Source organism: Haemophilus sp. SZY H36 (assembly GCF_018829625.1).
Taxonomy (GTDB): domain Bacteria; phylum Pseudomonadota; class Gammaproteobacteria; order Enterobacterales; family Pasteurellaceae; genus Haemophilus; species Haemophilus haemolyticus_K.
In genome coordinates this window covers 315,264-326,958 of sequence record NZ_JAHKKA010000002.1, presented here as the reverse complement: position 1 = coordinate 326,958, position 11,695 = coordinate 315,264, and the positions used below count along the sequence as shown (strand labels likewise).

10 protein-coding genes and 2 pseudogenes are annotated in these 11,695 nt (G+C 37.1%); all 12 read left to right on the top strand.

From position 1 onward, the window contains the following. Positions 1–11: 11 nt before the first annotated feature. The 12 genes and pseudogenes from trmB (at position 12) to acrA (ending at position 11,683) form a co-directional block, all read left to right on the top strand. A complete protein-coding gene (trmB, locus tag KP713_RS05365) occupies positions 12–752 on the top strand; it encodes a tRNA (guanosine(46)-N7)-methyltransferase TrmB (RefSeq protein ID WP_215770045.1) in 741 nt (246 codons plus the stop codon). Between the two features lie 117 nt (positions 753–869). Continuing rightward, complete coding sequence (locus KP713_RS05360) at positions 870–1,214, top strand: YggL family protein (protein ID WP_005632159.1); 345 nt, start codon at positions 870–872, stop codon at positions 1,212–1,214. A 188-nt stretch (positions 1,215–1,402) separates the two neighbouring features. Further along, positions 1,403–1,945, top strand: coding sequence for a ferredoxin-type protein NapF (gene napF, locus KP713_RS05355; RefSeq protein WP_140537683.1), 543 nt, complete (start codon positions 1,403–1,405; stop codon positions 1,943–1,945). Next, positions 1,935–2,213, top strand: coding sequence for a chaperone NapD (locus tag KP713_RS05350; RefSeq protein WP_048952871.1), 279 nt, complete (start codon positions 1,935–1,937; stop codon positions 2,211–2,213). Before napF ends, KP713_RS05350 begins: the two co-directional genes overlap by 11 nt. A gap of 40 nt (positions 2,214–2,253) precedes the next feature. Further along, positions 2,254–4,746, top strand: a complete 2,493-nt coding sequence (gene napA / locus KP713_RS05345; RefSeq protein WP_048952792.1) for a nitrate reductase catalytic subunit NapA — start codon at positions 2,254–2,256, stop codon at positions 4,744–4,746. A 106-nt stretch (positions 4,747–4,852) separates the two neighbouring features. After that, positions 4,853–5,416, top strand: a complete 564-nt coding sequence (locus KP713_RS05340) for a nitrate reductase cytochrome c-type subunit (RefSeq protein ID WP_048952793.1) — start codon at positions 4,853–4,855, stop codon at positions 5,414–5,416. A gap of 11 nt (positions 5,417–5,427) precedes the next feature. Further along, a complete protein-coding gene (locus KP713_RS05335; protein ID WP_048952794.1) occupies positions 5,428–6,030 on the top strand; it encodes a NapC/NirT family cytochrome c in 603 nt (200 codons plus the stop codon). A gap of 155 nt (positions 6,031–6,185) precedes the next feature. Next, positions 6,186–7,010 (top strand): cell division protein FtsN, encoded by an 825-nt coding sequence (gene ftsN / locus KP713_RS05330; protein ID WP_215770044.1) that lies wholly within the window; start codon positions 6,186–6,188, stop codon positions 7,008–7,010. Between the two features lie 15 nt (positions 7,011–7,025). After that, positions 7,026–8,510: pseudogene (locus KP713_RS05325) on the top strand (DUF3413 domain-containing protein); the annotation flags it as partial. A 197-nt stretch (positions 8,511–8,707) separates the two neighbouring features. Further along, on the top strand, positions 8,708–9,700 hold the full coding sequence (locus KP713_RS05320; protein ID WP_111407640.1) for an amidohydrolase family protein: 993 nt from the start codon (positions 8,708–8,710) through the stop codon (positions 9,698–9,700). A 191-nt stretch (positions 9,701–9,891) separates the two neighbouring features. Further along, a pseudogene (acrR, locus tag KP713_RS05315) lies at positions 9,892–10,457 on the top strand (efflux transporter AcrAB transcriptional repressor AcrR). 29 nt (positions 10,458–10,486) lie between these two features. Then, positions 10,487–11,683 (top strand): multidrug efflux RND transporter periplasmic adaptor subunit AcrA, encoded by a 1,197-nt coding sequence (gene acrA / locus KP713_RS05310; protein WP_215770043.1) that lies wholly within the window; start codon positions 10,487–10,489, stop codon positions 11,681–11,683. Positions 11,684–11,695: the final 12 nt, after the last annotated feature.

Genomic DNA, 11,695 nt, shown 5'->3' with positions numbered 1-11,695 from the left:
ACAAGATTTTTATGACACAAACTTTTGCTGATCAAAAACGTAAAACCGTTGAAACCGCAGAATTTACCGAAGATGGCCACTATAAACGCAAAGTCCGTAGTTTTGTGCTCCGCACAGGTCGTTTGAGCGAATTTCAGAAAAACATGATGAATGATAACTGGGGAATACTTGGTTTAGACTATCAAACGGAACCTTTTGATTTTGCGAAGATTTATGGTAACGATAATCCAGTTGTATTAGAAATTGGCTTCGGAATGGGAAAATCGCTCGTGGATATGGCTTTTGCTAATCCTGACAAGAATTATCTTGGTATTGAAGTTCATACTCCCGGCGTTGGCGCTTGTATTGCTTATGCAGTGGAAAAAGGCGTAACGAATTTACGCGTGATTTGTCATGATGCAACGGAAATTTTACGAGACAGTATTGCAGATGGTGCACTTGGCGGTTTACAGTTATTTTTCCCCGATCCTTGGCATAAAGCAAAACATCATAAACGTCGTATTGTTCAACCGCACTTTGTGGCACAAGTGGTACAAAAATTAGGTGAAAATGGTTTTATCCATATGGCGACAGATTGGGAAAATTATGCAGAGCAAATGCTAGAAGTATTAAGCGCAAACATTGATTTAGTGAACACCTCGAAAAATGGCGATTATATTCCAAGACCAGATTTTAGACCTTTAACTAAATTTGAAGCCAGAGGACACAGACTTGGCCACGGTGTTTGGGATTTATACTTTGTGAAGAAATAAGCTTATTTTGGGCAAATTAACTTTTGGGTGAAGATTGAAGTCGGGGAAATCCGATGCCAAATTCACGAATTTAATATAGAATACTGATTTGAATACGACCTTAATAGGAGAAATACCATGTCTAAATCTTACAATCAACGTCAACGCAAAAAACTTCACCTTGCTGAATTCCAAGAACTTGGTTTTCTTGTAAATTTCCAATTTGCAGAAGGTACTGCGATTGAAACTGTAGATGAAATCGTTGATCGTTTTATTAACGAAGTGATTCAACCAAATGGTCTAGCTTATGAAGGTAGCGGGTATTTACATTGGGAAGGTTTAGTTTGCCTAGAAAAAATTGGTAAATGTGATGAAAGCCACCGTGAAACTGTGAAAAAATGGTTAGAAACAAATGGTTTGCAACAAATTGAAGTAAGTGAATTGTTTGATATTTGGTGGGAATATCCAGCAAAAGCAGAGTAGTTTTGTTAAAATATCGTGGTAAAAAACAACTATGTCGAGTTATTTTTTATTACGATTTAAATTTGATCTATCACAAAGAAAGTTCAAAAAAAGTAAATAACTACCTATTTTGGGTGGTTCCTATTCCTGGTTAGGAACTTCATAATCATCACCCCAAAAGTACTGACGGATTTATAGAAGGCGCCTGGATGACTGTTGAAAACTTGCCCCGCAGACAATTTTTACGAGGTAAATTTTTAACATCTCTGCATACGAAAACTGAGCAGAAACAAGGCTTTGATGGAGTTCGCCCCCCTTGGGCTGTCGAAAATTATATTTTTGTAGAGCAATGTACTCGTTGTGGCGATTGTCTTTCTGTCTGTGAAACCAATATTTTAGTAAAAGGTGATGGTGGATTCCCTGAAGTGTGTTTCGATAAGGGGGAATGTACTTTTTGTGGAAAATGTGTAGATATATGTAAACAACCAATTTTCCGTTCTTGTTCTGAGCAACCTTGGAACCATAAAATTGAGATTGGTAAAGATTGTTTAGCGGAAAAAAATATAGCTTGTCGTAGTTGTCAAGATAATTGCCCAAAGAACGCAATTAAATTTCGTTGGCAAGCAGGTGGAATAGCCAAGCCTGTATTAGATGTGGATGCTTGTAACGGTTGTGGCGCTTGCATTCAACGTTGTCCTGTTGATGCGATAACTTTGTTTTATCCATCTCACAATAATGAAAATGAAAATTAACGATTTAATAAAAACAGATACAGTTGAGAAATGGCAGGTTTGTGGCATTGTTGTGCAATGTATGGTGTCAAAACTTGGTATAATTCAAAGTGAGCTTTCCAAATTACCTGATACTGAAATTCATGCAGTCAATGAGGAAAATGGTAAAATTGTTGCAGTAATGCAAGCAAATAGTCAGAAAGAATTAGCTAATCGTATGGAATTGGCTAGAGATATTGATGGTGTTATTACGGTTTCGTTAGTTTATCATCAAGTAGAAGATAATTAGTTTTTTATTTTTTAGTGTTAATAATAGTGGGGGAAACACTATGAGCATAAGTCGTCGTGACTTTATGAAGGCAAATGCTGCTGCAGCGGCAGCAGTTGCTGCTGGTATTAGTATTCCAATCAAAAATGTTGCAGCGGAAGAAAATATCAATAAAGATATTCATTGGGAAAAAGCACCTTGCCGTTTCTGTGGTACAGGTTGTAGTGTAATGGTTGGTACACAAGATGGCCGTGTTGTTGCTACTTATGCCGATCCAGATGCTGAAGTAAACCGTGGATTGAATTGTATTAAAGGGTTGTTCTTATCTAAAATTATGTATGGTAAGGATCGTTTAACCCAGCCATTGCTTCGAATGAAAGATGGTAAATATGATAAAAATGGTGAGTTTACGCCAGTAAGTTGGGAAACTGCATTTACTGTATTTGCGGATAAAACGAAAGAAGCAATTCGTAAGAAAGGTCCAAGTTCTGTTGCACATTACTGCTCTGGTCAAACTACAGTTATTGAAGGCTACGCAAAATCTAAATTCTATAAAGCTGGTTTACGTTCAAACAATATTGATCCAAATGCGCGTCAATGTATGGCATCTGCCGCAACTGGCTTTATTCGTACCTTTGGTGTTGATGAACCGATGGGATGTTATGATGACATCGAGAATGCGGATGTTATGGTGCTTTGGGGCTCTAATATGGCTGAAATGCACCCAATTTTATGGTCACGTATTGCCGATCGCAAATTAAACCACCCAGATCTGAAAATTTTTGTTCTTTCAACGTTTGAGCATCGTTCATTTGAATTAGCAGATTATGGCATTGTATTCATTCCTCAAACAGACCTAGCTATTGCTAACTATATTTCAAACTATATCATCCAAAATGGTGGTGTAGATGAGAAATTTGTTGCAGAAAATACTAAATTTAAAAAGGCTACAACAGATATTGGTTATGCACTTAGACCCGATCATGCTTTAGAAAAAGCTGCGAAAAATGCGGGGAAAGGTGCAGGTAAAATGCTTGATTTTACCTTTGATGAATATAAGAAGTTTGTATCAGAGTATGATCTTGAGTATACCCATAAACTAACAGGGGTTCCTAAAAATCAATTAGAAGCACTTGCACAAGCATATGCTGATCCAAAAACAAATGTTACTTCATTCTGGACAATGGGTGTTAACCAGCATACTCGTGGTGTGTGGTTAAACCAAATGTTACATAGTTTACATTTATTAACAGGCAAGATTTCTAAACCAGGTAACCATCCATTCTCTTTGACTGGTCAACCATCTGCTTGTGGTACTGCTCGTGAAGTTGGAACATTCCCACACCGTTTACCTGCAGATATGCTTGTTACCAACCCACAACATGTGGCAAAAGCAGAAAGTATTTGGAAGTTGCCAGCTGGTGCGGTGCAAACGCAAGTTGGCTTGTCAATTAATGAAATTGACCGTGCCATGAAAGATGGCAAAATCAATGTTTACTGGCAAATGTGTAATAACCATATGCAGTCGGGTCCAAATAGTAATCAGGAACGTATGCCAGCTTGGCGAGATCCACAAAACTTTATTGTTGTATCGGATCCTTATCCAACAGCAAGTGCAGTAGCGGCTGACTTAATTTTACCAACTGCAATGTGGGTGGAAAAAGAAGGGGCTTTTGGTAACGCTGAGCGTCGTACCCAAGCATGGAAACAGCAGGTAAAAGCACCTGGTGAGGCAAAATCTGATTTATGGCAAGTTCTTGAGTTTTCTAAATATTTTAAAACTGATGAAGTCTGGCCAAAAGAATTGCTTGACGCTAATCCGCAATTTAAAGGTAAAACGTTATATGAAGTGCTTTATTTAAATGGCAACGTGAATAAATTTGAAAAACCAACAGATCATTTAAATGATGATGCTGAGCATTTTGGCTTCTATTTACAAAAAGGTTTATTTGAAGAATATGCTGAGTTTGGGCGCGGTCACGGACACGATTTAGCACCATATGATATGTATCAAAGTGAAGAAGTTCGTGGATTACGTTGGCCTGTCGTAAATGGTGTTGAAACACGTTGGCGTTATCGTAAGGGCTATGACTTCTTTGCTTCTAAAGACCGTGAAGTAGATTTCTATGGTCAAAAAGATAAAAGAGCGGTTATTTTTGCCGCACCTTATGAGGCACCTGCAGAATCACCAGATGAAGAATACGATATGTGGTTATGTACTGGCCGTGTTTTAGAACATTGGCATACAGGTACTATGACACGTCGTGTACCAGAAATTCACCGTTCATTCCCAAACAATGTTGTATATATGCATCCGCTAGATGCTGAGGCACGTGGAATGCGTCATGGCGATAAAATTAAATTGATTACTCGTCGTGGTGAGATGGTATCTTATTTAGATACACGTGGACGTAATAAGCCACCTCGCGGTTTAGTTTTCACTATGTTCTTTGATGCGGGTCAGCAAGTTAACCGCTTAACCTTAGATGCGGCAGACCCAATTTCAAAAGAAACTGACTATAAAAAATGTGCAGTTAAAGTAGTAAAAGCGTAAAACGTATGCGGTCATAGTAAAATAATAGAAATATGGCCGCACTTTATCGTATTTTTTAACGGCTTATGCCAATTTTGTGAAAATAAATTCACAAATGGAGTGAAAAATGAAAAAGATGATGGCCATGATTATGGCATTATTGGGATGTTCAGCCATGCTTCATGCTGAAGTTTATCCGAATACTAATGTAGAAGTGGTGAAATCAGGTGTTGAAAATGCACATGAAGCGATTCAACCTGAGTTTAAAAATAACCTAAAAGATACAGGTATCCAACCTCGTGATATGCTTTTTGCACCTCCTGTAGTACCACACAGTATTAAAGGGATGCAAGTGAGTAAAAACACAAACCGTTGTTTAGAATGCCATAATGCTGATGTAGCTCAACTTGTTGGCGCTACTGTACCAAGTAAAACTCACTTTTATGATCGTGAAGGGCATTTAGGCGATACAGTCTCTGCACGTCGTTATTTCTGTTTACAATGTCATGTTCCACAAACTGATGCAAAACCGATTGTTGAACAAACATATCGCTCTACGCCAGGTTATGATAGAAAAGCAGATCAACCGTTACCACAAGTGACTAAAACGCCTGAATATAAAGAAAAATTTGAGGAAACGCTCAAAGAATTTGGTCATTCTTCAGATAAATATTTGAACCAACATCATTAAGGTGAGCAAAAATGAAAAAATTAACAAATTTAATTAAATCTTTTTGGCATTGGTTCAGAACACCAAGCCGAATTGCAGTGGGAACAATCATTTCACTTGCATTTATTGCAGGAATTTTGGCTTGGGTAGGCTTTAATTATGGTCTAGCTGAAACCAATACAGAAAAATTCTGTTCAAGCTGTCATACAAATGATGTTTATCCTGAATATTTGCATAGTACCCATTTTCAAACACGTACAGGTGTAGGCGCGAGCTGTCCAGATTGTCATGTTCCACATGAGTTTGGTCCAAAAATATTACGTAAAATTGTTGCAGCAAAAGAAGTTTATGCATTTTATACTGGTAAAGTGGATACTATTGAGAAATTCAATGAACGTCGTTTACATATGGCCGAAAATGAGTGGGCACGTATGAAGGCGAATGATTCTCAAGAATGTCGTAACTGCCATAAAATGGATCGTATGGATCGTTCTCAACAAAAAGGCGTAGCGGCGAAGATGCATAAGTTCGCTGAAGAAAATGGTAAAACTTGTATCGATTGTCATAAAGGTATTGCACATAAGTTACCCGATATGAAAGATGTCGAATCAGGATTTAAGAAAGAAGAGAAATAATTCTTTCAGCAATGTATAGGAAAAATACCGCACTCTTTAAAAGTGCGGTATTTTTTTATCTGATTTTTATCCTAGAAAAAAAGTGAATTTTTCAGTAAAATCGTCGAGTTTCATAAAATGATTAAAAAAAATTACTCAAAGTTTAGGGATTTATCGTGGCTCATCGAGATTTTGTTGCGCGTCGTGGCGTAAATAAGAAAAAAGGAAAAAATAAGAATATTTTAATTGGGATGATGATTGCAGTTGTCTTTGTATTTGGTATTGGGCTTTATTTCCTGAAAAATAAAACAGAGGAAAAAGTAGTGAAAGAAATTATTCCTCAAACAGAAAAAACGCAGCCTAAAAGTATTTTACCTAATCGTCCTGAAGAAGTTTGGAGTTATATTAAAGCATTAGAAACGCGTACAGTGCCTGTTGATGATAAGCCATCAAGTGTAGAAAAAAATATGCGTTTAACAGAAGAACAACGTCAAGTCTTAATCCAAATGGAGAAAGATCAAAAAGCAGCAGAGGAAGCTCGTAAATTAGCTGAACAACAAGCAGCTCAAGAATCTACTAAGGTTGATAATTTATCAAAAAGTACGGTGGTTCAGCAATCATCACCGGCTAAAACAGAGCAAGTCAAAAAAGTGGAAACCGTAAAAATTGACACTCTTAGCACTGAAGCTGAAAAAAAAGCTAAACAAGCTAAATTAGATACAGCGAAGAAAGTGGAATCTATTAAAACTGTTGAGTCGGTTAAAACTACAGAGAATGAAAATAGCAATAAGAAGTTTGGTTTACAGTGTGGTGCTTTTAAGAATAGAGCCCAGGCTGAAAATTTACAGGGAAGATTGGCAATGACAGGTTTAAATGCACAAGTACAAGTAAACGGTGAATGGAATAGAGTGCGAATTGGAAATTTTGCCAATCGAGATGCAGCAATGCAAGCTCAGAGTAAAGCAAAGAGTGTCGCAGATTGCGTGGTGATTGGTATGTAATCAATCAGTTAATTTTACAGGTTAAGTGCGGTAATTTTTTCCACGATTTGTACAACCTTATTATTATTTGATACCGCCGTTTTCAATCGTTTTAATCTGCATTTATCCTCTGTTGTATGGAATTTGCTAGTCAATCCAGAAAATGGTGAAATGTCACGCGATTGGCAAATATTCTTTGCACCAATGCCAATAATTTTACTGGCTCAAATGTTATTTTCTCGCTGGAGTTGGGAAAAGTTACGCAGTCTTGAACGACAAAAATGGCTAAAAGGCACAGGTATATTCTTAACTGCAACGTTCGTTGCGACGCATTTAATTTATGCTTGGGCAGATGCTTATTTGTATCGTCCTATCACCATGCAACGATCTAATTTCCCTTTATCTTATCCAATGACAGCTCGTTCTTTTTTAGAAAAACACGGTTTCTTGGATGGAGAGGAATATACGCAAAAATTGGCGCAAGAAGGCCGTTTAGATGCCTTAAAAATTGATTATCCGAAAAAAGAACTCACTTATGCACCCATTACGTACAAACCTAATATTCTGATCGTAATGGTTTCAGGTTTGCGCCATGATGCGATTTCTAGTGAAAAGATACCAAAACTTGCTGAATTTGCAACAAGTTCAACGGAATTTACTAATCATTACAGCACAGGCAATAGTAATAACGCAGGCTTAATTGGGTTATTTTACGAGCTAAATGCAAATTACACCGATAGCATTTTAAGCAATCATACTCAATCTGTTTTAATCGAAAAATTACGTGCTGAACATTATCAATTGGGTTTATTTTCTGCTACGAATTTCAAAGATAGCGTCTTCCGCCAAGCATTATTTCGTGAAATAAAACTTTCATCGAATAAAACCAACAAACCAAATAATGAAAGTGCGGTAAAAAATCTCAATGATTTTATTAAAGCACAAAAAACAGACTCCCTTGGTTTGCTTATTTAGACTTAGCCTTGGAGGCTAAAAAAAACATCAGATTATGACCGCACTTTGCAAGACATTGATTCTCTTTTAGAAAAAACGTTAGAAAGTACACCGCTTGAAAATCCATTAGTCATTATCACGTCAGAGCATGGTTTAACCTTTAATGAAATAAATGAAAAAGAGCGAGAAAACTACTTTGGGCGTGATGAGGTTCAAGTGCCATTGCTTGTATATTGGAAAGATTTACCGGTAGGCAAACAAAATGGATTAAGTAATCATGCGGATATTTTCTCTGCATTAATGCAAACGGTGTTCGGCGTAGAAAACTCGTTGATGGATTATAGCCAGGGACGCAATCTCTTTGATCTTAAGGGTGATGACTGGGTGCTCGCCTCTAATTTCCACTGGAATGTGGTGATTCAACCAGATGGAACACAATATCACATTGATCGCAAAGGTAATTACAAAAAATTCGATAAAGATTATATTGAGCAATTGTCAGATAGACCGCCACTTGGAATCTTCTTAGAAGCCTTCCAATTACAAAATTTCTTCTTTGAAAAATAGTCTATAAGGGCATAAAAGAATAGATTTTTTGCCCTTAAGCCTTTATACTCATGACTCAGTTTAAGACTGAAAAATGTTATTAATGAAAATCCGTGAGTTTTTCATAACATTATCATAATGCTTCTCGCCGTACTTACAGTACCTTTCAATTAATATACATTCTCGTCTTTTTATCCTTTCTTTTTTACGGAGTTTGTATGAAAAGCCACGTTTGTAGTTTTAAAACCTATATTTGCGATGAAATTATCAAAAAAGGCGGATGGGTAAATGCCCATGCACATGCTGACCGCGCTTTTACGATGACGCCAGAGAAAATTGGGATTTATCATAGTAGTAATTTGCAACAAAAATGGGATTTAGTGGATGAAGTGAAACGCACTTCCAGCGTTGATGATTATTACGCACGTTTTTGCCAATCTATTGAATTAATGATATCCCAAGGCGTAACCGCATTTGGTACTTTTGTCGATATAGACCCAATTTGTGAAGATCGTGCAATTATTGCCGCACATAAAGCCCGTGAAGTGTATAAACATGACATTATTTTGAAATTTGCCAATCAAACTTTAAAAGGGGTAATCGAACCCACTGCGCGTAAATGGTTTGATATTGGTGCGGAAATGGTAGATATGATTGGTGGCTTACCATATCGTGACGAATTGGATTATGGACGCGGCCTAGAGGCGATGGATATTTTGTTAGATAAAGCCAAATCTCTTGGGATTATGTGTCATGTACATGTCGACCAATTCAACAATCCAAGTGAAAAAGAAACTGAGCAACTTTGCGATAAAACCATTGAACATGGAATGGAGGGGCGAGTTGTGGGTATCCACGGTATTTCCATTGGCTCACATTCAAAAGAATATCGCTACAAACTTTATGAAAAAATGCGTAAAGCCAAAATGATGATGATCGCCTGTCCTATGGCATGGATTGACAGTAATCGCAAAGAAGATCTTATGCCATTCCATAATGCGCTCACGCCAGCAGATGAAATGATCCCCGAAGGTATCACTGTTGCCCTAGGTACAGATAATATTTGCGATTATATGGTGCCATTATGTGAAGGCGATTTATGGCAAGAATTAAGCCTATTGGCTGCGGGCTGCCGTTTCCCTCACTTGGATGAAATGGTCAACATCGCAAGCATTAACGGTCGTAAAGTATTAGGACTAGAGCCAATTTAGCTTTTTATTCTCCCAATCAAAAGTGCGGTCAAAATGGGCAACATTTAAAAGTTGATTAAAAAATCTAGCTTTTAAATGTTGCCCATTTTCGTTGTGCTTTTGTGTTTTTTAACTTGCTAAAAAACAAAAAAACAATAAAATGAACGCTCATTCATTTTTGGTGTGTTAATATATTTTTATCTAAGGATTTTATGCGACAAGCAAAGGCTGATTTAACTGAGCAAATTTTTCTAGCTACGGATCGCTTGATGGCAAAAGAAGGTTTAAATCAACTTTCTATGCATAAGCTTGCAAAAGAAGCGAATATAGCAGCCGGTACAATTTACCTTTATTTTAGAAATAAAGATGAATTGCTTGAACAATTTGCTTATCGTGTGTTTGCGATGTTTATGGCGACGCTTGAAAAGGATTATGATGAAACAATGTCTTTTTTCGAGCAATACCGACGGATGTAGTGGAATATCTGGTATTTCCTGAAAGAGCATCCAACAATTTTATCAAATCTGAATCAATACCAATCTTTACCAAACTTTATTGAAGTTTGTAAGAAAATGACAATTAATAGCCGCTGGAAGCTTTTTTGTAAAAAAGCTCAGCAGGCGGCATACTTGCTATTTTGCCAAATCATTTACTTTTTTTATTAAGTTTAAAAAGTGCGGTGATTATTGCATCTGAGCTTAAGTTTTTTGATGTAGTACTTACTGAGGACATTTTAGAATCTATCATTGAACGCTCTTGGCGAGCAATTCAGAAATAGTCGTTATCTTTTATTACGGAGCTTTAAAAATGAGTCAAACTCAATCTCAGAGACCAAAACGTTCACATACTTTCTTTATGAAAGTGATTTTGGCTGTTTTTGTCTTAATTTTTGTGGGCGTTATTGCTTTTAGTTTTATTCGCAACATGATGATTGGAAAATTTCTAGCCAATATGCCTGAGTCACCGAATCCAGTAACTGCCTTAGAGGTTAAGCCTAGCGAATGGACACCTGTAATTAATACAACAGGTCTTGTTCGTCCAAATCAAGGGGCAATGTTAAGTGCACAAAATGCGGGGAGCGTTTCACATGTATTTGTTCAAAATGGACAATCAGTGAAAAAAGGTGATCGTTTAGTGGAGCTAGATAGTTCTGTTGAACGTGCAAGTTTACAAGCTGCAGAAGCTCAACTTCCAGCACTTCGTCAGACTTATCAACGTTATGCAAATCTTTTAAAAAGTAATGCGGCATCTCGTCAAGATGTTGATAATGCAAAATCAGCATATGATGCTCAACTAGCCAATATTGAATCTCTAAAAGCGACCATTGAGCGCCGTAGTATTGTTGCGCCATTTGATGGAAAAACAGGTATTGTTAAAGTTAATGTAGGGCAATATGTCAATATTGGTACAGAAATTGTTCGTGTAGAAGATACGAGTTCAATGAAGGTTGATTTTGCTATTTCTCAAAATGAATTAGATAAATTACATATCGGTCAACGTGTTACAGCAACGACGGATGCGCGTAAAGGCGAAACATTTTCAGCTCATATCACGGCGATTGAACCCGCAATTAATTCATCAACAGGGTTGGTTGATGTACAAGCTACTTTTGAACCAGAAGATGGCCGCCAATTACTTTCTGGTATGTTTTCTCGATTACGCATAGCCTTACCGACAGAGAAAAATCAAGTTGTCGTCCCCCAAGTTGCAATTAGTTACAATATGTATGGTGAAATTGCCTATATATTAGTGCCATTATCAGACGAAGATAAAGAAAAATTATCAGGTAATGATAAATTCGATCGTTTGTATCGAGCTAAACAAATCACCGTATTTACGAAAGATCGTCAAGGTATTTATTCTCAGTTACAAGGTAATGAGATAAAACCAGGTGATAAAATTATTACAGGGGGGCAGCAAAATATTAGCAATGGCAGCCTTGTGGAATGGATTGAAAAAGACATTGTTGGCGGATCAGAGCCCGCTAAAAAAACTAATCTTTAATTCAACTTAGGA